The organism is Natronoglycomyces albus (genome assembly GCF_016925535.1).
Classification (GTDB): Bacteria; Actinomycetota; Actinomycetes; order Mycobacteriales; family Micromonosporaceae; genus Natronoglycomyces; species Natronoglycomyces albus.
The window spans coordinates 1,555,683-1,578,775 of the sequence record NZ_CP070496.1; the positions used below are offsets into that span (position 1 = coordinate 1,555,683).

At 61.4% G+C, this 23,093-nt stretch carries 16 protein-coding genes; 6 read left to right on the top strand and 10 right to left on the bottom strand.

From position 1 onward, the window contains the following. Positions 1-26: 26 nt before the first annotated feature. Together trpD and JQS30_RS06645 are read right to left on the bottom strand one after the other, a co-directional pair. The gene (gene trpD / locus JQS30_RS06640) at positions 27-1,094 is read right to left on the bottom strand and encodes an anthranilate phosphoribosyltransferase (protein WP_213172584.1); all 1,068 of its coding nucleotides are present in this window, start codon (positions 1,092-1,094) and stop codon (positions 27-29) included. 210 nt (positions 1,095-1,304) lie between these two features. Continuing rightward, entirely contained in the window at positions 1,305-1,691 is a 387-nt protein-coding gene (locus JQS30_RS06645; RefSeq protein ID WP_343076193.1) for a response regulator, read from the bottom strand. A gap of 263 nt (positions 1,692-1,954) precedes the next feature. On the opposite strand from JQS30_RS06645, the gene ctaE reads away from it, so the two are divergent. From ctaE to qcrB, 4 genes are all read left to right on the top strand, one after another. After that, on the top strand, positions 1,955-2,557 hold the full coding sequence (gene ctaE / locus JQS30_RS06650; RefSeq protein ID WP_343076152.1) for an aa3-type cytochrome oxidase subunit III: 603 nt from the start codon (positions 1,955-1,957) through the stop codon (positions 2,555-2,557). 133 nt (positions 2,558-2,690) lie between these two features. Then, positions 2,691-3,500, top strand: coding sequence for a cytochrome bc1 complex diheme cytochrome c subunit (gene qcrC / locus JQS30_RS06655; protein ID WP_213172587.1), 810 nt, complete (start codon positions 2,691-2,693; stop codon positions 3,498-3,500). Then, complete coding sequence (gene qcrA / locus JQS30_RS06660; protein WP_246498090.1) at positions 3,497-4,606, top strand: cytochrome bc1 complex Rieske iron-sulfur subunit; 1,110 nt, start codon at positions 3,497-3,499, stop codon at positions 4,604-4,606. Before qcrC ends, qcrA begins: the two co-directional genes overlap by 4 nt. Then, on the top strand, positions 4,603-6,177 hold the full coding sequence (gene qcrB / locus JQS30_RS06665) for a cytochrome bc1 complex cytochrome b subunit (protein WP_213172588.1): 1,575 nt from the start codon (positions 4,603-4,605) through the stop codon (positions 6,175-6,177). The genes qcrA and qcrB overlap by 4 nt, the downstream gene beginning before the upstream one ends. A gap of 105 nt (positions 6,178-6,282) precedes the next feature. Here qcrB and JQS30_RS06670 read toward each other — a convergent pair whose 3' ends face one another. From JQS30_RS06670 to JQS30_RS06695, 6 genes are all read right to left on the bottom strand, one after another. Further along, positions 6,283-6,729 (bottom strand): hypothetical protein, encoded by a 447-nt coding sequence (locus tag JQS30_RS06670; protein ID WP_213172589.1) that lies wholly within the window; start codon positions 6,727-6,729, stop codon positions 6,283-6,285. Between the two features lie 382 nt (positions 6,730-7,111). Then, a complete protein-coding gene (locus tag JQS30_RS06675; RefSeq protein WP_213172590.1) occupies positions 7,112-9,244 on the bottom strand; it encodes a RelA/SpoT family protein in 2,133 nt (710 codons plus the stop codon). A 164-nt stretch (positions 9,245-9,408) separates the two neighbouring features. Then, positions 9,409-11,145: a DEDD exonuclease domain-containing protein gene (locus JQS30_RS06680; RefSeq protein WP_213172591.1), complete on the bottom strand. Its 1,737-nt coding sequence runs from the start codon at positions 11,143-11,145 to the stop codon at positions 9,409-9,411. 161 nt (positions 11,146-11,306) lie between these two features. Then, positions 11,307-13,643: a transglutaminase TgpA family protein gene (locus tag JQS30_RS06685; protein ID WP_213172592.1), complete on the bottom strand. Its 2,337-nt coding sequence runs from the start codon at positions 13,641-13,643 to the stop codon at positions 11,307-11,309. Positions 13,644-13,740: 97 nt separating this feature from the next. Then, on the bottom strand, positions 13,741-14,994 hold the full coding sequence (locus tag JQS30_RS06690; protein WP_213172593.1) for a DUF58 domain-containing protein: 1,254 nt from the start codon (positions 14,992-14,994) through the stop codon (positions 13,741-13,743). 2 nt (positions 14,995-14,996) lie between these two features. Beyond that, positions 14,997-15,950 carry an AAA family ATPase gene (locus JQS30_RS06695; protein ID WP_343076194.1) on the bottom strand — a complete coding sequence of 318 codons (954 nt, stop codon included), beginning with the start codon at positions 15,948-15,950 and terminating at the stop codon, positions 14,997-14,999. 565 nt (positions 15,951-16,515) lie between these two features. Between JQS30_RS06695 and leuS the strand changes: the two genes are divergently transcribed. Further along, the gene (gene leuS / locus JQS30_RS06700) at positions 16,516-19,341 is read left to right on the top strand and encodes a leucine--tRNA ligase (RefSeq protein WP_246498091.1); all 2,826 of its coding nucleotides are present in this window, start codon (positions 16,516-16,518) and stop codon (positions 19,339-19,341) included. A 178-nt stretch (positions 19,342-19,519) separates the two neighbouring features. Here the strand turns inward: leuS and JQS30_RS06705 are convergent, their stop codons facing one another. Continuing rightward, positions 19,520-19,990, bottom strand: coding sequence for a Dps family protein (locus JQS30_RS06705; RefSeq protein ID WP_213172595.1), 471 nt, complete (start codon positions 19,988-19,990; stop codon positions 19,520-19,522). A gap of 460 nt (positions 19,991-20,450) precedes the next feature. On the opposite strand from JQS30_RS06705, the gene JQS30_RS06710 reads away from it, so the two are divergent. Next, entirely contained in the window at positions 20,451-21,668 is a 1,218-nt protein-coding gene (locus tag JQS30_RS06710) for an ROK family transcriptional regulator (protein ID WP_213172596.1), read from the top strand. Positions 21,669-22,040: 372 nt separating this feature from the next. Here the strand turns inward: JQS30_RS06710 and JQS30_RS06715 are convergent, their stop codons facing one another. Continuing rightward, positions 22,041-22,907, bottom strand: a complete 867-nt coding sequence (locus JQS30_RS06715) for a M23 family metallopeptidase (protein ID WP_213172597.1) — start codon at positions 22,905-22,907, stop codon at positions 22,041-22,043. Between the last annotated feature and the right edge of the window lie 186 nt (positions 22,908-23,093).

Genomic DNA, 23,093 nt, shown 5'->3' on the forward strand with positions numbered 1-23,093 from the left:
CCATGAAACCGTCCAAGGTTGGCGATTCACCCTAGCCGTTGCGAAGTCTCGATCCAGCGCTGAAGGAGTTTTGTGGCTGCCCCGGAATCGATGGCCGCCCGTGCCCGCTCGACTCCCGCCCGGATTGAAGCGAACAACTGTTCATCGTCATGCAGGTCGACTTCGGGCTTCAATCCCTCGAGGGAGGCCAGCGCTGCCCCTGAGTTGATCAAGACAGCGTCGCGGACAGCCCCTTCCTTACCCGCGAACGTATCCCGGGCAACGGCTGCGTTATAGGCCGCCTCAGCGCCACGCAGCGCCCCCGCCTCACAACGAGCGAAGCCAAAATCGGCCGCGTCAATGACGGTGTCGGTGACGCGGCCATTGGCGGTAACCCACACTCGGGTCGCCATCGAGGTGGAGATTTCGTCAAGGCCGTCTTCGCCACGAACCACCAGCACACTCGCGCCACGTCGCGCGAACAGCTCGGCCAAGATGCCGCTCTTGCGTAGGTCCGCACAACCGATCAGTCCGGCGGGCGGCTGTGCCGGGTTCGTCAGAGGCCCCAGCAGATTAAAGACAGTGCGCACCCCGAGCTCAGTGCGAGCCCCCGCGGCGTGCCGCATACCGGGATGGAACGACTTGGCGAAACAAAACCCGATTCCGACATCGCGCACCACCTCCACCACACTGAGCGGATCCACCTCGAGTGAGACACCCAGCTCCTCCAAGAGGTCGGCAGATCCACACGTGGAAGAGGCTGCCCGGCTGCCGTGCTTAATCACAGGTACTCCGGTTGCGGCCACGACGACCGAAGACATGGTGGAGATGTTGACGCTGTTGGACCCGTCACCTCCGGTGCCAACGATGTCAACGGCCGGCTGAAGTTCGGGCGCGTCCAGCCGCGTAGTCTCCGCAAGCATTCGTTCGGTGATGCCCGCCAATTCCTCGACCGTCTCGCCCTTGGCGTGCAGGAGGACGGCGAAAGCCGCGACCTGAGCTTCCGAGGCCTTCCCCGCCATGATCTGGCTCATGGCCCAGTCGGTCACGTCCCGCCTCAGGTCTTTCTGAGCGATCAGCTGGGACAAAACCCCAGGCCAAGTCTGTTCGGACATCGGTTCTCCAGGAAGCTAGAACTGCGGTCTGGCCACGTCGCTCACCGACGTGAGTGAATTCGTCTTGTGGGCTGAGGCGAAACCGTCGGGCAGGCCACGAAACCGCATAAGAAAATAAGGTCAACCCTGAATGCTACCCGGTGCGCGAGGCAAAATCGTGCAACGTCTCCCCGCCTCGCCCGGCAACCCCTAGGGCCGTGACCTCGCAGTCTAGGCTGCGCCCCGGCCCGTTGCGCCGGTGCCGTGACTCGATTCCGCAGTCTGGACAGCACGGCGTTGACGTAGAAGATCCACCACCGTCTCCGCAGTGCGAATCGGGTCCAGCGGGTGCATCAAGGTCGCGTCAGCGCGCGACCAGGCCCCTAGCCAGCGATCGGCCGGACGAGCCAGTACCACGGCAATAGTGGGCACATCATCGATCTCGTCGCGAAGCTGACGCGCGATGCCCAAACCCCCGGCTGGCTGTGACTCCCCATCGAGCAACACCAAGTCGATCTCATAGGTGTCGATCAGATGGACGGCCTCGTCGTAGTCGCCCGTGGAGACATACTCGATGACGACGTCCTCGGTAGGGCTCTCACCGATGGCCGTCCGCATCTGGGCAATAACGGAATCATTGTGGCTGTACAGCAACACTGCGTAGTTATTCTTTACGGATCTCACAAACGTCATATTAAACGTGACACACTCACTTTGCGAACGCGGTCGCCGCGCGGAGCCGCCCTGGCCACCCCGGGATGAGTATTTGCTACCTGAACTGGGCGATTGAGAATCCAAGCCGGGGAGCATACGGGAGGCGACACGCGCGTAATACCTACCCCTTGCGCAACCGCCACAGGTCGAACCGTAATAATGGCCGCGTGACTGCCACTGAAACTTCCATCGATCCCAGCCGGATTCATTCCCTGACGCGGCCCAACGTCGTCAGTGTCGGCACCATTGTGTGGCTGGCAAGCGAATTGATGTTTTTTGCTGCGCTTTTTGCCATGTACTTCTCGATTCGGGCTTCCGCCCCCGAGATGTGGGCCGAAGGTGCCTCGCACCTCAATGTGCCCTACGCATTGGTGTTCACCACGATCCTGGTCTTGTCGTCCGTGACATGCCAGATGGGTGTGTTCGCAGCCGAGCGCGGCGACGTCCACAAGCTGCGCTTCTGGTTCGTCATCACGTTCTTCATGGGCCTGACGTTCATGCTCGGCCAAGTGGGCGAGTACACCATGCTGATCAACGAGGGATACACCATTTCGACCAATGGTTACTGGTCGATGTTCTTCCTCACCACCGGTTTCCACGGACTCCACGTCACCGGCGGTCTGATCGCATTCATTTACTTCCTGATTCGATCCACCATGGGCCGATTCAACCCGGCCCAAGCCACCGCCGCCATCGTGGTCTCGTACTACTGGCACTTTGTCGACGTGGTGTGGATCGCGCTGTTTGCGACGATCTTCTTCTTGCAGTAAGCCAGGCACAACGTCCAGTTGTGGTGAAATAAACATTCCGTAGTAATGGAGATTGCGCCCCGCGGCAATCCCACGCCGACCGGAGACGAGCCCCTTCGGCCGGTGAAGAACAGTAGAGGTGAGGCAACAAACCGTGGCTGCATCAAATAAACGCCGGCGCGGCTGGCGGAAGCGCCTCGGCGCGCTGGCCAGATTCGCCGGTGCCTTGGCAATAGTCGGCGGCCTTTACGCCGGCTTCGCACCCAGTATTTACGCCCAAGAGGCCCCGGAAGACACCCTGAGTTCCCAGGCTGTGCTCGGTAGCGACCTCTACGACACCAGCTGCATTACTTGCCACGGCGTCAACGCCGAAGGTGTCGAAGGACGCGGTCCCAGCCTTATCGGTGTCGGCAGCGCTTCGGTGGAGTTCCAGGTGAACACCGGTCGTATGCCGATGGCTGCGCAGGGCCCACAGGCCCCGGCTACTCCGCCCTCCTTCACACGGGACGAAGCCGAGCAGCTCGGCGCCTACATTCAGGAGCTGGGCGGCGGGCCCGAACTTCCCTCCGACGAGGTGTTCGAACAGCTGATGGAGAACGCTGACGTCGCCTATGGCGGCGAGCTGTACCGCATGAACTGCTCGTCCTGCCACGGCTATGCCACCGGTGGTGGTGCTCTGTCCTCGGGCAAGCACGCCCCCAAGTTGGCCGACTCCACGGCTGAGGAGCTTTACCAGGCGATGCTGACCGGTCCGCAGAACATGCCGGTCTTTGCCGACAACCAGTTGAGCCCCGAAGAAAAGGCCGACATCGCGGCCTTCGTCAACTACATCAACGACGATTACGACCAGGGCGGAATCTTCACGCTCGGCCGCTTCGGTCCTTCGACCGAAGCCATCGCGGTCTTCCTGGTCGGTATTTCCTCGCTGATGGTGGCGACGCTCTGGATTGCGGGTAAATCGTGAGCGAGAACAAAAAAGACTCCGAACGCGTCGACCTCAACGACCCGAAGCTGACTCGCTTCGATATTTACAAAGAGGCGCTACGCAAAGACGACATCGAAATCCTCCACTACGAGCCGCGGTTCCCCACTCCGGGTACCAAAGAAGAAAAGCGGATGGAACGCATCGTCGCGATGATGTTCGTCCTGGCTGGCCTCTTCGCTCTCGGTTTCGTCGCCGTCATGGCCTTTTGGCCCTGGGAGTACCCGGGCGAGGTCACCGGCTGGGACGCGTGGTTCAAGTGGCAAACGCCGATGCTCGGTATCACGTTGGGTCTGTCGCTGGCGTTCTTTGGTATTGGCATCCTGACCTGGGCCAAGAAGCTACTCCCGGTTGAGGAGTTCGTACAGGACCGCCACGATGGTGGTTCCTCTATGGAAGACCGGAAGCTGGCCGAGGCCACGATCTACAACATGACCGAGGACATTGGCCTCAAGCGTCGTCCGCTGCTGAAGAAGGCATTCCTCTTCGGCGCGGCCCCGCTGGGCTTGGCCGCGGTGGCTCCGCTGGGTGGTCTCATCAAGGACCCGGGTGACTCGCTGACCAAAACCGGCTTTCACCCCGACCACAACGATGGCCAGCCTGTTCGCCTCATGAACATGGACGGATCGCAGTTGCGTCCGGACATGGTTTCGGTCGGGGGTCAGGTAACCGCATTCCCTGCCATCCCGGGGGGCGCGACCAACAAGTACGCCAACTCCTCGACTCTGCTGATTCACCTGCGTGACGATGACGCGGCCGAACTGCGTGAGAACCTTTACCCGATGTACAGGGACGCTGATGCGGTGTGGGGCAACTTTGTGGCCTACTCCAAGATCTGCACCCACGTGGGCTGTCCGGCGAGCCTGTACGAGCAGCACACGCACCGGTTGCTGTGCCCTTGCCACCAGTCGCAGTTCAACGTGGTTGACAACGCCGCCCCGGTCTTTGGGCCAGCCGCGCGCCACCTACCGATGCTGCCGATCTCGGTGGATGAAGAAGGTTACTTCTACGCCACTCAGGACTACCTGATTCCGGTCGGCCCGGCGTATTGGAACCGCCCGTCGCTACCTGAGGAGGTCGAAGAATGAAGCGCCGTAAGTTCGACGCTGCCGCAGCCCCTCAGAAGGTAGGCGGTGCACTGGACGACCGTTTCAAGCTCGCTACGCCCACGCGTAACGTGATGAACAAGGTCTTCCCCGACCACTGGTCGTTCCTGCTCGGTGAGATCGCGCTGTTCTCGTTTATCATCTTGCTGTTGACCGGTACGTTCGTCGCGATCTTCTTCGAGCCGTCGATGGCTCACGTGGCATACGACGGTGTCTACACGCCACTGCGTGGTGTGGAGATGTCGAAGGCCTACGAGTCCACGTTGAATCTCTCCTTCGAGGTTCGCGGCGGTCTCATCATGCGGCAGATGCACCACTGGTCGGCACTGCTGTTCGTGGCCGCCATCATCGTGCACATGTGCCGTGTGTTCTTCACCGGCGCCTTCCGTAAGCCCCGTGAACTCAACTGGGTCATCGGTGTACTGCTCTTCTGGATCGCCTTCATCGAAGGCTTCATCGGCTACTCGCTGCCGGACGACGCCCTGTCAGGTACGGGTCTTCGTATCGCAGAAGGCATGATCCAGTCGGTGCCGCTTATCGGATCGTGGGCCTCGGCCGCCGTCTTCGGTGGACCGTTCCCGGGAGATCAAATCATCACCCGGTTCTATATCGCCCACGTGTTCATCTTGCCGCTGATCATGCTGGCGCTCATCGCCATACACGTTGGTCTGGTCTTCGCGCAGAAGCACACCCAGTGGCCTGGCCCGGGACGTACCGAGCACAACGTGGTCGGTTACCGCATGTTCCCCAACTACGCAGCCAAGCAGGGCGGGTTCTTCATGCTGGTCTTCGCCGTGACGGCGTTGATGTCCGGCATATTCCAGATCAACCCAGTGTGGCTGCTGGGGCCATATGAGGCCGCCGTTGTGTCCTCAGGTACCCAGCCAGACTTTTATGTCATGTTCATGGAGGGATTGATCCGAGTCTTCCCAGCCTGGGAGTTCAGAACGGACTTCTTCGTACTTCCAGGGATCTTCTGGCCAGGCGTGGCGGCGATGGGTGTGTTCATGCTCTTGCCCATGGCGTATCCATGGCTGGAAAGATGGATGAAGAAGGATCGGGCGCACCACAACCTGCTGGACCGTCCGCGCGACGTTCCGGTTCGCACCGGTCTGGGCGCCATGGCCGCCACCTTCTGGGTCATCGGTGTTGTCTCCGGCGCCAACGACGTGTTCGCCGAGCGCTTCGACATCAGCCTGAACGCAATGACTTGGGCCGGACGTATTGGCATCATTGTGCTGCCGGTCGCGGCGTACTTCATAGCGCACCGCATCTGTCTGGGTCTGCAACAGCACGACCGTGAGGTGTTGGCACATGGCATCGAGACAGGCATCATGATGCGTGACCCGGATGGCCGCTTCTACGAGTTGCACCAGCCGCTGGCCGAGCCCGACGAGCACGGTCACACGGACTTGGAGTACAACGGCTGGGTAGTGCCGAAACGCATGAACCGAGTCGGGGCTCTTGAGGCGCGGCCGAAGGGCTTCTTCAAATCTCTGGAAGAGGACGACGACTCCGATTCTTCGCGTCAGATTGGCTCCGGTAAGAAGTAGCAACATTCATGAGGCCGACAGTATGGCCACATGAGAGTGCCGGTGGCGCATGACCCTCAGGGTCATGCGCCACCGGCGTTATGTTGTCTTTCGGGGTAATCGCTACTAGCTGAAGTCTTTGGAGCCAAAGGTGACGCCAGGCGCGAACTGTTCGTGGCCCGTGCTGTCGCTCTCGGCGCCGGTTGCGCGTTCACCTTGGTTGGAACCGGGCCGGAACCAGTTGAAGCACATACACTTCTGTCCATTGCAATAGCCGCTGTCGTAACCACCCCGTTTGCATCCTCCATGACACATGATGGGGAAATGTGGGCAGGCCGCGACCTCGGGATAGCGGGCGTTGTCGAATGAGGGGCAGGTGAGCATCCTTTCGGTTTCGGCCGACAACGTTATCTCTGAGGTGCTTTGCGGGGTCTCGATGGCAAGGTTGGCCGTCTCCGGGAGCGGTTCGAGGTCAACTCCAGTGTCCGTGGACGTGGCTGCGGCGAAGGTAGCTGAGGCGGCGACGGCGAGCACGGCCGTCAGCAACGTGGTCACCCAAAGCGTCTTGAACATGGTTGCCCCCTTGTGGGAGATAGCGTGCGACTGGCGTGATCGCTCCGGTGCGTACGATCAGCGCGGAGGACATTCGCCTCGGCCCAGGTGCTGATGGTCCGTGGCGAGGCGAGGTTCTCAGTGGCGGCTGACGTGTTATCCAAGTGACAAGAAAATAGTGAAATCATCGCTTATTGTGCATTTAGTCTAAAGTTCAGCGCTCTAGGTTTCTGTTTAACCGCATAGGGTAATGGTATGTGTCGGATTTCCGACAATTTAAGGGGCGCAAGAATATTCGAACGCCTGACATGAGGTAGCGGATGACCTAGTGCCGCACGAGGCGGCTGTGTTGCCAGTGGCGCGAGGGGTGAGCGTGGTCGGACTCGCCATATCTGGCTCAGAACTAATACCGGTCCACAGTGGTGATCAGTTGAGTGGCGATCTTCTCGGGATCTTCCTGTAGCCGAGCCATTGCCAGGTACAGTGCGTCAACGTCGGGATACCCCAGGGAAGCGGCAACCCCCGCTAGAGGGCGCTCGGTTGCGAGCCCGCGCCCGCGTGCCATGATCTCGTGCCACAGCAATGCCTTGCCTTCGTGCTTTTCCTCTTCCAGACGAGGGGCGGGAATATCCACAAAGGCGGGACGCCGGGTTGCGGAAGAAGGAGAGACCCTCGACTTTCGCCTGTTTGTCTTGGAAGTCCAAACAGCACTGTCCGGGGCACTGCCCGGCTGTGTGGACAAGCCCTGTTTGGAGTCGTTTGCACTATGCGGCGCATGGGATTCAGGATTCTCACCGCTGGGGGCTGCGCCACGATCGTTATCGGACGGAGGCGCCGCAAGGGAGGGTGCAGCTGGGAGCTCAGAGGTGTCAGCACTTGTGCCCGCTTGTCGGTTCCCCTCGGAGGAGGGCTCAAGCGGCCCTTTTGCCTGTTCGGGCACCCGAGTGGGTATATCGTCCCAGCCTTCCAAAAGTGCCGGAGGCGTCTCCTCATCTACCGCGAACGGATCTAGGTCGGGGTCGTACTCCCCGAACAGCTCCGATTCCTCCAGTCGCAGGCGATGTTGCCGGTCAAACCATTCGTTAATGTGCAGATGCGCGGCCGGGGTCTTGGCGGACAGCAGCCACTCTTGTGAGGGCCCGTGCGCTCGTCCGTTACTGAGGACCAAGTCAACCAAGTCGCCATCGTGCAAAGTTTGGGTCAGACAAACGAGGCTGCCATTGACATACGCGGCGACCAAGCGGTGTCCTTGCTCTGGGCCCCCGGCATAGGCCATGTCGATCGGGGTCGATCCTTTTGGAATGAGCACCTGCTTGCCTTCACGGCTAAAGACAAGCATCTCTTGGTCGGCTAGGTCAGAGCGCAGCGAGTCGAGGAAGACATCGGAGTCCACCACTCCGCGCTGCCACTCCAATAGCCGCCGCAACCAAGGCAACTGCTGCTCCCACAGCCGTTCGGTGCCATTGTGGGACCTAATCTGGGCTACGATGCCCAGCTCCGCCAGGCGGTGCATCTCGTCGGTCCGGATCAAGAAGTCGATGGGGGCATCCCTGGGGCCCATCACTGTCGTGTGCAGCGACTGATACAGATTGAACTTCTTGGCCGCGACGAAATCGCGAAACTTCGAGTCCTTGGGCTGCCATAGCGAGTGGATCGCGCCCATCGCCGCGTAACAGTCGGTGGTCTTTCCGTTGACAACCACGACCACGCGAGGCGGATCATGTGGTTTGCGCGAACCAGACTTTTCCATTTCCCGATACACCGAATACGGGTGGCGAGGGCGATCCAATAGTTTTGCGTTCACCTTGAACCTGCGCAGGGTGCGACGCAGACGTGGTATCAGCTCCGATACCTGCCGATTGCGCTCCGAGGAATCGGCCAAGTACTCGGTGATCTCACCGTAGAGCTCCGGCTCCAGCGTCTGGAGGACCAAGTCTTCAAGTTCGCGCTTGATGATGTATAGACCCAGCCGGTCGGCCAGCGGAATCAGGACTTCCTTGGTCGCGTTCGCGATCCGAATTTGGCTGGGGCGCGATTTGAACTTCAACGTGCGCATATTGTGGAGGCGATCGGCCAGTTTGATGATCGGTACGCGAATGTCCTGCCCGGCGGCAACCAGCAACTTGCGCCACGTCTCGGCTTCCGCCGCGTCGCCCAGATGGATCTTGTCAAGTTTCGTGACGCCGTCGACCATCACCGAGATCTCCGAACCGAAGTCAGCCCGCAACCGCTCCAGCGTATAGCTCGTGTCCTCGACCGTGTCGTGCAGCAGCGCGGCCGCGACAGTGGGGGAGTCGAGACCCAGGCGCGCCAGAATGGTCGCGACCTCGATCGGGTGGGTGATGTATGGCTCGCCGGATTTACGCCCCTGGCCCCGGTGCATCTGCTCAGCGATGCGATACGCCCGGCGAACTAGCAAGATATCGGGCTGGGGGTAATTCGCGCGGTGGGCAGACTCCAATTCGGCAACTCGCCCAGCCAGGTCCCACCGGTCGTCGTTTTTGGCCGTTCGCGCTGTCCACCATGCTCGCAACATGTCGCCTCCGCAACCCAGGACGGATTTTTCCCAGACCGATCAAGGCCTGGCCTTGAGACTGACTCACGGGTCTACCCGAGCAAGCCTCTCCGTTAGCTAATTGCCCGATTCTATGTGACTAACGACTCGTAACGTCGATCGATACCGTCTGATATTAGAAATTATCAATGTCGGATTTGTGGCCGTGCAACCTGCATTTGGTCGGCCAGCGCCGCATGACGCCCGGCGCTGTCGACAGGAGTGTGCCAGGGTTTCTCGATGTACACCAGTCGTACCTGCGGCTCTTCGAGCCATTTCAGCAATAGGTGAGCCTCGCTCGCGTGTGCGCCGTCAACGATGCGGTCTGTGCGCTCCGTATCGGCCGCGTCTAGGCGCATCTGTTCGATCAAAGGCATGGGGTTGTGGCGCGGCGGAGTACGCACGGCTGCGGCTAGGCGGCCGCAACGGATCAGCGCGACGTCCCAGCCTCCTTTTGCTACGGGTGCGGCGGCGATCATTTCACCGGTGGCGACTAGTTGACGTAGCCGCTGCGTGGACCATACGGTTCGCAGGAGGGTTCCAAGGTGGTCGCGGTGGTTCGCGGCCTCCTCAAAACGTTCCTCCGCGGCCAATTCTTCGATGCGGTGGGTGATGGCCGCGATGGCGTCGGCGGGGTCGCCAGTGAGCGATTGCCCGACGTGCTCGACTAGCTGTGCGTACTGTGCGGGCGTGACGCGAAGCTGGCATGGCTCGGGGCATTTGCCGATCTGGCCCAGGACGCATGTCGGGCTGGTCTTGGTGGGGGAAAGTTTCGTGCGGCACTGGCGCAGCGTGAAGGCCGTGTGCAGCGCCGCGATGCTGGCATGGGCTGCCTGGCTGGCGATGGGGCCAATGGCGAGATCCTGGTGGCTCTCAGGCGGTTTCCGGGCCACCGTCAGCCGCGGGTAGGTCTCCTCGGTAAGGCGTATCCAACGTCGACGTTCGGGATTTTTTTGTGCCCGGTTGTAGGGGGGCCTCCCGGTGTGAATCATGCGCAGTTCTTTGATCGAGGCCTCGAGTCGGTGAGCGCAGGGGATCGCTTCGATCCGTTCGGTGGAGGCGATCATGTCCCGCATGCGTGAGCGGTTCTCCCCGGCGGAGAAATAGCTGCGGACACGGGTCGCGATGTTGCCCGCGAGGCCCACATAGAGGGCTCGGTCCTCCGCGTCGCGGAAGACATATACCCCGGGCCGATGTGGCAGCGCCTCAGCTAGGTGACGCTTGCTTTGCTGCACTTTGGACGGTATGGCCCGATTGAATTCCGCCAGCTCGGTGTCGGTGAGCACCCCGTGTCCAGCGGCCCGCTCTAGCAGCCCGTGCAACACGGTGACGGTGGCGCGGGCATCGTCGAGGGCCCGGTGGTTGGGTGTGGTGCGGGAGCCAAACAACCGCGCGAGGGTGCGCAGCCGCCGGTTGGGCACTTCTGATTTGTCCGTGAGTTTGCGGGCCAAAGCGACTGTGTCGATGACGGGTGGGCGTGGCCAGGGCAACTTGGTGTATTGGCAAGCGTGGCGCAGGAACCCAATATCGAATCCGGCGTTGTGGGCCACCCAGGTCGTGCCAGCGGCGAATTCCAAGAATGAGGGCAGGACATCACCGATGTCGGGCGCGTTCGCGACCATGTCGTCGGAAATGCCGGTGAGGCGGGTAATGCGGGGATGAATCGGCTCGTGTGGGTTGACCAGAGTGGAGAACTCGGCGATGACGGAACCGCCGCGTACCTTGACCGCGCCGATTTCGGTGATGCCGCAGGCGTCGGCGGCGAGACCGGTAGTTTCGAGGTCCACGACGGTGAACGTCACGTCCTCCAACGGTGTCCCTAGGTCGTACAAGGTCGGTGCGTGGTCGGCGGTCGGGTTTGCGTTGGCCCGCGTGTCCACCATCTAGTGCCGCCCTCCTAGCGCCCGACGTGGCCGTCGGCGCATCGATTGGGGTAATCCACGCGGCCAGCCTAAGTTCTCAGTCTGACACTTTTGGGCGGGGATGACTGTTCGAGACGTTTGTTCAGGTAGTCGGTAGGTGGTGGTTGGGAGAGATCGGTCGCCTACCGGGTTTGGGATCGGCGCCATGGCATCCGAGCGCCAGCGGCCTCGACACCGTTGCCAATCGTAAGCCGTACTCGCTGGAGCCAGGATCTGGTGTGAAGCCAGGTGCTGCGTGGCCACAACCACGCGCCCAACCGACTTCTGGGGCGAACGTGGTTCTTGACCTGGCCGCGCAGCGCGCTTACGGCCGCGGGCAGGTGCCCGGCCGGGACATCTTGGAGTCCGTAGCGGCTCGTTTCCACCGCCGAGCTCAGTTCGTGGATCGCCCAGGCCCCATCGGGAGCGAAGCCAGCCACCTCGGCGGCCGTCTGCCGCGGTGTACGCGAAGCAGCCACGGGCCGTCGGAAGTCAGTGAGCATGTCCAATGTCTCACTCCAGGCCGACTCTCCGCCGACGGTGGAGGGCCGCAAGCGCGATCGTCGAGTCAGTATTCGAGCGGTGGCCGGGACGAAGAAGAGAACCACGGCAACGGCCAAGACGATCCACCAAGTGGAGATTCCCGCGTCGCTTTGGGTGTGAGCCGACGACCCTCCACCTGCGTCGGGAAGGTGGGCGTCTGGCAGGTCAAAATCGGGGGAATCCTGGGGCGTCTCGGAGTCCTCGGTCTGCGTTTCGTTATCGGTCTCGGAGTCAGACTCTTCGCCATCGTCGTCGATTGACGGCGCGCTCCAAGGGAATGCCACGGAGTTTTGCACGCCAGAGGATGGTGTGGGGTCAAACGGGACCCAGCCAAACCCATCGAAGTAGACCTCGACCCAGGCATGCCAATTGTGGCTGTTGACCACCCAGCCATCACCATCTCGTGTACCACGGGTGAGACCGATGGCCACTCGCGAAGCGTATCCGGCCTCGCGCACCATCCACGCCATCGCCGCGGCGTACTGCTCGCAGTAGCCCTGGCGGTATTCGAGGAAGTCAAGAATGGCCGTCGAGGAACCGCCTTGGGCAGTCATGAGGTCATAGGAAAAGCCGTTGTCCGGCGAGAAGAATTCGTGGATCTCCGAGACGGCGTCGTACTGGTTATCGATGTCGCCGACGAGGTCGCTCACGATGGTGCTGAGCTCAGGCACATGGGGCGTGTCGAGGCTATTGGCGGCGGCGAAATCGGACGAGACGGAGTCGGGGGCTTCCCGCAGGCGGTCTGCCTCGTAGTCGTAGGACTGGTAGGTGAAACTGTATTCGTCGACCTCGGAGAGGGTCTCTGTTTGACTGCGCACCGTCGCGGAATCGGAGTAGTACGACCAGGAGGTGCTGATGTCCATTCCGGTGAGTTGGCCGTAGTAGGGCACCGCTGAGTCGGTGAGCCCCATGTTGGTCACAGTGGCTTTGTATTCGCCCTCCGGTTCGAGCTGGAGGGGGAATTGGCCCGCGTAGTTGGCACGCTGTACCGCTTGGCCGGAGACTTGAGGGCTGGAAGGGCGGAATCCGGTCTCGTCAAGCCGGTCAGCCACATGCAGACGCAGGTACGGCGGCTGGTCGTTGTCGGTTTCGATATAGGCCAAGTCGACCGGATCTGGCCGATCGAGCTCACCGCGCAGCTGTACCCATGGATCGACGCGACCCTGCGATTCGCTGGAGTCACCGCCAGTTCCCCCCGTACCGAATCGGTCGAGGAAGCCGTCGCTGGTCGTTGGAAGGAATCCAGCGGTCATGATGGTGACCGCCAACAACGAAGCGACGAGTATCGTGCCCGGTCCGGCTAGGGGGGACGGGCTGTTCTTGGCGACCATATGGCCCGAACCAGTGAAGCGCAGACCAAAACGCAGCACGTTGGCTTGGTGGTCGGCGGCCAATACCCATAGGTAGGCGGCGGCGCTGGTGGCGAACCACAGCCATGCGGTGCTTTCGGGGTTGATGGAAACCGGGACCATGTACATCGTCAGGAAACAGATTCCGCTGAAAGCGGGTGTGCGTAGGCCGACGATGAACAGGTCGTTGACGACGGCGAGTAGCCCGATGCTGAGCACGGTGACAAACAAGAGCTGGGTGTTGACGGTGACAGGCACGATCAAGGTGTTGACGTCGACCGAAGCACGGGTGACCAGGTCGGCGAAGTGTTGCAACGTGCCCAGGCTGGGGAAAATGCCCAGATATTCCTCCCCGCTGCGGAAGAACACGGTCATCAGCATGAGGAGGGCGGTGAGCATGGCAAGGGCCTGTATGAGGATGCCGCGGCTGAAACGGCGAGCTAGAGCCCCACACAGACTGACGCACGCGATCGCCAGCCCAGCGGGAATGATCCAGGCGATGAAATTGGAGTACACCGCCATGAGTGGCAGAGAGCCCAGCATCAGCGCGAAGCCGGAGACGACGGTGAGTTTTCCTTGTTCGCTCATTGATGGATCACCGCCTTTGCGAGGCTAGTCGTGGCCCCATCGCCCCTCGGATGAGAGGCCCGCCATGGGCTGGTGTGTCTCGTGTGGTGGCTATGTTTCATGTCGTGGCCTTGGCTTCGCTGGGGGAGACACCCGACCACAGGTGTAGGAGTTTCGTCTGGGGTTTGACTGAGCGCACCAACCAGCCAGCGGCGGCCAAGAGCGCTGTCGCGTCAAGGTGTTCGGCGGTGAGGACGCGGGCTTTTTCGCCCGTGGCCCCGCTCCAGGCGACCGGGTCGGTGACAATGGCGATGTTCTGTCCGGAACGTCCGCCCGATGCGAGAAGTTCCTCGGCGTTTCGCACGTTCAGGTGGCCCATGAGAGCGATGACGCAGGAGGAGTCACTGTGGATACGGGAGCGCGCAGCCAGAAGCGCGATGTCGGCTTTGGTGGTCGTCTGGACTGTGGCCAGGTAGTTCAGCACGTGACCGAAGTCCTCCGAGCGAGCTGAGATGTCGTCCCACACCGAGATCAGGTGAGAGGACATGCCATCGACGGCGAGTCGGCGGCAGATGCTGGCGGCAGCCTCGACCATCCATTCAAAACTGGAGGCTTCGCCCATGCCGTAGTGGGCATTGCCGCGCACGTCCAGAAGGAGGGAGGCGGTGGAGTCCCAGGGCTGTTCTTCGCGGCGGACCATGAGTTCACCACGGTGGGCAGTGGTGGGCCAGTGGACTCTGCGCAGGTCATCCCCGTAGCGGTATTCGCGGGCGGCAACGTCGTCCTCCCCGGAGATGGCAACCGACAGAGCCCTGCTGTCGCCCACGACCGATCCGGAACGCCCACCGACCCGTACTGATTGCAGCGGGTGAATCGGTGGGGTGACGACTAGCTCGGTGACGGTGGAGAACTCTTGCTGCACGGTGGCCAGTCCGAAGGGGTCGGTGGCGTAGACGCGCATGGGCCCGACGTTGTATTTACCGCGTCGTTGGGGGCTGATCGCGTAACTCACCACCGTTTGTGACCCGGGGGTGAGCTTCTGCAACAGCAGTCGGGGCCGGTCGCCGAGGGTATAGGGAATGCGGTCTTCCATCATGGCGGTGGCCGTGGTCTTGGGCGCGGTGTTGGACACCGATAGGCGTACGTGGCACTCTTGCCCAGCAGGAATCCTGGTGGGATCCATGAATCGGTCAACCTGCAATTGCGGCCGCTGCCAAAGTAGCCACAACCAGCTGAAGATGGGGGCTAGGAGCACCAGCAGTGCCGCTCGAAGCAGGTCCCCCTCGCCGATGATCACTGTGACGATGAAGATGAGGACGCTCAAAAACAACAGGATCTTGCCGCGTCCGGTGAGTCGGGGCCGCCGCGACATGGTTATCCCCGGTTGGGGTGGCGTACCGGCACGTGAGCGACGGCTTCGGAGACGACCCGCGCGGCGTCGCGTCCTCCGATGGTGGACTCGGTGGTCAGGATGAGGCGGTGGGCGAGCACCGGTACGGCAAGGTACTGGATGTCATCGGGGAGGACGAACTCGCGTCCATCGAGTGCGGCCACGGCGCGAGCGCACCGCAGTAGTTGCAAGCTCGCGCGGGGGCTTGCGCCCAGCCGCACGCTGGCCTGGTTGCGGGTGGCGCTGACGACGTCGAGCGTGTAGTGCTTGATCGCGTCGGAAACGTGCACCGTCCGCGTGTAGGCGATCATGGCGTTGACCGTGTTCGCGTCGCAGACCGGACGCAGGTCATTAAGCGGGTCGGAGGTGCCGTGGTTTTCCATCATGGTCAGCTCGGCCTCGGGGCTGGGGTAGCCCAGAGCCACACGGGCGGTGAAGCGGTCGCGTTGCGCCTCGGGGAGGGGGTAGGTTCCCTCCATCTCAATGGGGTTTTGCGTGGCGATGACCATAAACGGTGGCGGTAGCAGGTAGGTCGCTCCGTCCACGGTGACTTGGCGTTCCTCCATACATTCCAGAAGGGCCGCCTGGGTTTTGGGGCTGGCGCGGTTGATCTCGTCGCCTACCACCAGGTTGGAGAAGATCGCGCCACGCTTGAAACGAAACTCCCGGGTCTCTGGGTCAAAGATGGTGACGCCGGTGACGTCGGAGGGGAGCAGGTCTGGGGTGAACTGGATGCGGCGCATCGAACAGTCCAGGGACTGGGCCAGCGCCTTGGCGAGCTTTGTCTTACCGACTCCGGGTACATCTTCCAGCAGCAGGTGGCCCTCGGCCAACATCACGGCCAGCGCTAGGCGGATTGCCTCGCTTTTGCCCTCGATGACGCGCTCTATATTCGACAGGATCGCTGCGGCGCCCGCCTTGAAATCGTGCTGCGCCAAGCCGTTGGCGGCCCGGTCCGACCCCTGCTCGGGCTGAGCGGGAGCGGATGATGCGGTGGGGTGCAAGAGGGTTTCCTCCTCAATGGGCAGAACGGCGTTTCGTCTGGATGTGCAATGGTACGTGACCAAAGCTATGTGGCACAGGAGACCAAATTTGTCCCGAATGGGTCCATCTGAGGCACAGATGAGGGGAAATATGCCGCGTTTCTCCCAACTATAGTGAGATAACCGCGCTCACGCCCAGCCCATACGACTCTGGCACTGAAAGAAACCCTGTTCAGCGCCGCATTCGGGCGGATCGACGGGGCGAGTACTTGGCCGATGGGGAATCGTTTGCGAGCCGAGCCGCCCATGTGGCTGATTCAAATCGCTGGCCAGCTGCGGTACACTTGCCTCATGCCTAGGCGTATTGACTCGCTTCTTATCTAGCCGTGCTGACGAACCTTCCAGCACGGCCACCCCTCGCTGCGTGAGGGGTTTTTTCGTGTTCAGGGGTAGTTATCTCAGCTGTGACTAGGCGAGACATCCGCCAATGACGACCTTATCCATCTTGAGGTGAATCTGCGTGACCGACCAGGAACCAACCCCCCCGTCCCACCGCTATGACGCGGCGACCGCCAATGCGATCGAACGGCGGTGGCAGCAACATTGGTACGACAATAATTCTTTCCGTGCCCCGAACCCGGTGGGTGACCTGGCCGAGCCCGACCATCCGCGGGCGGGCGCGGAGAAGAAATTCGTTATGGACATGTTTCCTTTCCCCTCCGGGGAAGGACTGCACGTAGGTCATCCTTTGGGATATATCGCCACCGATGTCTACTCTCGCTACTTGCGCATGGCGGGCTTTAACGTGTTGCACCCAATGGGGTATGACTCCTTTGGTCTGCCCACTGAGCAGTACGCGATCGCCTCCGGGCGTCAGCCAGCCGAGATCACCCGCACCAACGTCGACCGTTATCGAGCTCAGCTACGCCGGGTGGGTATGGGCTATGACAACAGGCGCGAATTCTGCACGTCCGACCCCGATTACTACCGCTGGACCCAGTGGGTGTTCCTGCAGATTTTCAATTCCTACTTCGACGAGGACGTCCAGGCCGCGCGTCCGGTCTCCCACCTGATCGAACAGTACGAGACCGGCCGCCGGGCCACCCCGGACGGCCGATCCTGGGCGGACATGACTCGCATTGAGCAGCGAGCCCTGATTGACTCTCAACGACTGGCCTACGTCACTGAGGCCCCCGTCAACTGGTGCCCCGGGCTTGGCACAGTCTTGTCGAACGAAGAAGTCACCGCCGAGGGCCGCTCAGAGCGGGGGAACTTCCCCGTCTACACCCGCACCCTCAAACAGTGGATGCTGCGTATCACCGCCTATTCGCAGCGTCTGCTGGACGACCTGGACTCACTGCAGTGGACCGACTCGCTCAAAGCGATGCAGCGCAACTGGATTGGCCGATCCACCGGGGCCTACGTCGATTTCGCCTCCTCTGAAGGTGACATTCGTGTCTTCACCACCCGCCCCGACACGCTGTTTGGCTCGACCTATATGGTCCTGGCTCCCGAACACGAACTGGTCGACAAGTTGGCCGCGGATTCCTGGCCCGAGGGCACGAACGTGAAGTGGACCGGGGGATTCGCCACTCCGCGTGAGGCCATCGCCGTCTACCGGGCCACCGCCGCGGCCAAGACTGATGTGGAACGCCAAGCCGATGGCAAAACCAAAACGGGAGTCTTTGTTGGCGCGTACGCGACCAATCCCGTCAATGGCGAACAGATCCCCATTTTCATCGCCGATTACGTGCTGGCCGGATACGGCACCGGCGCGATTATGGCCGTACCGGCTCACGATGAGCGCGACCTCGCCTTCGCTCGCACCTTTGACATTCCCGTACGTCAGGTCATTGACTCTGGGGCCGAATGGGACGGCGAGACCGCTTTCGTGGGCCAAGGGCAGGCGATCAACTCCGACTTCCTCGATGGGCTGGCCGTAGACGAGGCCAAATCTCGCATGATCGCCTGGTTGGAAGAAAATCAACGAGGAAAAGGGGCGATCAACTACCGTCTGCGCGACTGGCTGTTTAGCCGCCAGCGTTACTGGGGCGAGCCGTTCCCGATCGTATGGGACGAAGACGGTATGCCAGTGGCCCTGCCTGAAGACATGCTGCCAGTCGAGCTGCCGCAAATGGAGGATTTCTCACCAAAGACCTTCGCGGCCGATGACGCCAGCTCCTCGCCCGAACCGCCACTGGGGCGAGCGAAGGAGTGGGTCGAAGTGGAACTGGACCTAGGCGAGGGACCCAAGACCTACCGTCGCGAAGTCAACACCATGCCCAACTGGGCCGGTTCCAGCTGGTATGAGCTGCGCTACGCGGACGCGACCAATAAAGACCAACTGATCTCTCCAGAGAACGACCGCTATTGGATGGGGCCACGTTCCGAAGACGACTGCGGCGGCGCCGACCTGTACATCGGCGGCGTCGAACATGCGGTCTTGCACCTGCTCTACGCCCGGTTCTGGCAAAAAGTTCTCTACGACCTGGGGCACGTCTCGGCCCGTGAACCGTTCCGTCGCCTGTTCAACCAGGGCTATATCCAGGCCTACGCCTTCACCGACGCGCGCGGCATGTACGTACCTGCGGTCGCCGTCACCGAGGAAAACGGAAAGTACTACTACGAGGGCGAAGAAGTCAAGCGTGAATACGGCAAGATCGGCAAGTCGCTGAAAAACGTCGTCTCACCCGATGACGTGTGCGAAGAGTACGGCGCGGACACATTCCGCGTCTACGAAATGTCGATGGGGCCGCTGGACCTGTCGAAACCGTGGGAGACGCGCGCCATCGTCGGCTCACAACGTTTCCTACAACGCGCCTGGCGCAACATCGTTGATGAGGAGACCGGCGAGGTCACTGTCACCGACGAGGACCCAAGCGAGGAAACATTGAAGGCCATGCACACCGCAATCGCGGGAGTGCGCGACGATTACGAACAGCTGCGCATGAACACTGCGGTAGCCAAACTGATCACTTTCAATAACCACCTGGTCGGGCTGGACGCCGTGCCACGCTCCGTGGCCGAAAATCTGGTGTTGATGCTGGCTCCGGTCGCCCCACACATAGGGGAGGAGCTGTGGCGGCGGTTGGGACACACCGAGTCGCTGACCTACGCCGACTTCCCCGTCGCCGACGAGGCCTACCTGGTCGAGGACACCGTGACCTACCCGGTACAGATCAACGGAAAGGTACGTTCTCGCATCGAGGTGGCCGCCGAGGCCGACAAGGACACGGTACAGAAAGCGGCACTGGCCGATCCAAAGATTGTCGAATCCTTGGGTGGAAAGGAACCGTTTAAGGTGATCGTCGTTCCCGGCAAGATGGTGTCGCTGGTACTCAAGTAGTCACCGCATCCACCCGCCTACGTAGAAGGGGCCGACCACTGAGGTGGTCGGCCCCTTTCGCACTATGTGAACGTGGTGTGGCTCCCCAGGCCTAGCGGCTCGCTCCCCTTCGCTTAGCCAGTTCGGCCTGCCTGAGCCCTTAGTTTCAGGCCAGTTCGGCCTGCCAGAGCCTCTAGTTTCAGGCCAGTTCGGCCTGAAACATCCACGATTGTTTCTCGAGTTCTTGCGTGATGGCGATCAGGATGTCCTGCGTCACCGGGTCAGCGGACTCGGTCGTGTCTATGCGCTCGCGCATCCGCGTCACAATACGGGTGTAGGCCTCAATGAAGATGGAGACCACCTCGCTGTCGGCCACAGGGCCTTCCACGAACTTCGGAAGCCCAGTTGTGTCCGCGATCGTCTGGGCGCGCCCGTCCGCCGACGTCCCGATCGCAATGGCGCGTTCGGCCACAGTATCGGCGGAGTTTCGGGCGGCGACGACAATCTCATCCAGCTGAAGGTGAAGCGAACGGAAATTGCGCCCATAGACGTTCCAATGGGCCTGTTTTCCCAAGAGAGACAGGTCAAGGAGGTCTACCAACGCCCCTTGCAGCGCTTCCCCCGCCACATCTCGATTCTCATCTGAAAGAGTTGACTTGATCGTCGACATACCGTCACCTCTCCTCGCATATGCGGTACCGGACCAGGCTACCTCGCAACCGCGATCTCGGTTGGCATCTCGCCGCAACTTAATAGCATCGGCAGCCCATCGGTCAACCTGCTACCCCCACGACATAAACGCGGACACCACGGATTTAGCGGGGAAAGCGCTAACCCATTTCGCATTTGACAGCGAACGTGGCGAATCGGTCACATCGAAAATGGGCCGAACCTCATACCCGACTCGCCAACCTTACAAAAAAGAGAAGTCTGACATTTGGGGTAATTGCCAATTGCCGGAATTTGGGATTGTTGCCCGGATTACAATCCGGAAACAATGACTCGCGGTGTGTGCCACGACACGCTCGCAAAGGATATAGCTATTACTAGCCCAAGAAAAATTAATAGCTGACCCGCTTAACCTAGCGCCCGCTCCAAGGTTAAGCAGGGCTTTGTGAAGGAGTCCCCCCGTGTCCACCACATCAATGAGAGTCTCGGCGAGACGTGCCAATTTTCACGATGTTCGGGCCAGCAACCTTGGCCTGATCATGCGCAATGTGCGCCTCAGAGGCCCCTCTTCTCGTGCCGATTTGGCATCAGTTACCGGCCTCAACAAAGCCACTGTGTCCAGCTTGGTCACAGAGCTCATCGAGAGGCGACTGTTGCGAGAATCAGGCTCGGCTTTTGGCAACGTTGGCCGTCCTGCTGTCCTACTCACCGTTGACACCAGCTACTACGCAGCCATCGGCATAGAGGTCAACGTCGACTACATCGCGTTGGTAGCCGTCGATTTGGACGGCAACCGGCTATTGTCCTGGCGACGTTCCTACACCGGCTTCGATGTCGACCCCAACCGCTCCATCGCCGCCATCGCCGCGTTGACGCAACGCGCCATGGCCACGATGGACGTAGAGGGTCGCGAAGTCCTGGCACTCAAGGTTGCCGTGCCCGGCCTCGTCGACGCAGAAGGACGAGTTCGCCATGTCCGCAACCTCGGATGGAAAGGCGTCGACATTGCCGCCGCCCTCCGAGAGGTCCTCGGCTACCCCCCGTACCCGATTGGAGTTGACAACGACGCCAACCTCGGCGCGCTGGCCGAACATCGCTTCGGCTCCCACGCTGGAACCGCAAACCTGATGTACCTCACCGGCGAATATGACCTGGGAGCCGGTCTCATTATCGGGAACTATCTGCATCGAGGAGCCGACGGATACGCCGGGGAGATCTGCCACGTCCCAGTCACCTACGAAGGTGAGGCCCGCCAAGTCGGGGACGTCGCCTCGATTAAGTCGATCCTGCAATCCCTCACCGGAACGAACCCTTCCTCGGTGGCCGAAGTGGAAGCCGATCTCGAAGAAGTCCTCACTCGGGCTACTCAAGGCGACCAGGAGACAGTGCACAAGCTCTCCGCCATCGGTTCCAGCCTGGGCGAGGCATTGGCCGCCGCCTGCGACTTCCTCAACCCCGAAGTGGTCATTCTCGGCGGACACTATGTGCCGTTGGCTCCGTGGATTCTCCCCACTGCCGAAAAAGCCCTCCAACAGAGGGCGCGAGCACTGGACGCCACCGGGGTCTCGGTGGTGGTCACATCACTTGATCGCGAAGTCGCGGCGCTTGGCGCTGCCACCGGCATCCTCAACGAGATCGATGCCGGGTCGGTTCCGACGCCACTGGGTCGAGCCGCCTGAGACCCCACCGGCTCGACAGCACCCGGTCAATGAGCCGCCCACAATTACACAATCGATGGCGACGTCAACTACGACCACGGCGCATCCCGATTCGACAACCCTGGACGAATCTGCGACCAACTCAACGGAGACGCCCAAACCCACCCTCAGTCAGACTCACCTGAGTTGCCCCGGCCTCCGATAACGGCGGTTGTCTGGCAAAGGCCCGGCTCCAACAGGAGACAGCACCCGGCGGCGCCGCTCCCAGGTTCCAAAAACGTTGGGCCCCACACCTAAGGTGTGGGGCCCAACGTGGTCGCCTAGGTAGTCCCACCGCGAGGTGGAGCCGTCGGAAGCATGAGGAACCAGCTACCTACGCGACTTCGGGAAGGTCTAGATGTCAACGCCTTGGCTGCGAAGGAATTGCAGCGGCTCGGTTGGGCTGCCATTGACGTGCACTTCAAAGTGCAGGTGCGGGCCGGTGGAGTTGCCGGTGCTGCCCGCCAGCATGATTTCGTCTCCGGGCTTGACCGACTGGCCGGGGCTGACCAGGATTTGCGAGGCGTGCGCATAGTAGGTTTCGGTGCCATTGGAGTGACGAATAATGACAAGTTGCCCAAACCCGCCGTTCCAATCGGCGAAGGTGACCTCGCCAGCAGCAGCGGCATAGATCGAACTGCCCTGAGCATTGCCGAAGTCGACGCCGTTGTGCATACGGCCCCAGCGCTGGCCATAATTCGAGGTGATGCGGGCGTTCGACGGAGCGACCCAAGCGCGCGCGGCCTCCTCGGCCTTCTTCTTTTCGGCTTCTTCGGCGGCCTTCTTCTCAGCCTCTTCAGCCTTGCGCTTTTTCTCGGCGGCCTTCTCTGCGGCCGCTTCGTCAGCGGCTACTTGGGCCGCTTCCAAGGCAGAAGTGCGCTCGAGTAGGCCGTCGGCGGCCTTCTGAGCTTGGATTCCCAACATCATCTCATCGAGCTGGTTCGACGTTTGGACGGCGCTGACAACGTTATCGGTCAGCGAAACCGGCTCCAAGTCGGTTTCAGAGGGTGCGAAGACGGAACTGGACAGAACGATCGCGAACGTGGCACCACCGGCGACGGTGGCGGCCAAACCAGCCGCCGAAGGACGCCACTGCGACAGCAGGTGACGAACCTCGGAGAGTCGGCGCTGAAGGCTGACCAGTGCCCCGCTAGCTCCGCCAACCGGGTCGGCTCCGGGGAGAGCGCCGGGAGTTCGGGATCGGGAGGATTTCGGTTTCATCAACATAACGCTGTTACCGTACAGGCACCGAATTGGACAAACAGCCTATGAGCTGGGCATACAACGCGCAGTGTTGTACCTGAGACGGAGAATGCGGCGTGCTGTATCGCGCTGGCTCATCCGAAAGGAGGAGCACCGGCTGCGCGGCGTCACCGGGTGCACTACACACCGTTGCAACTGTGGCGC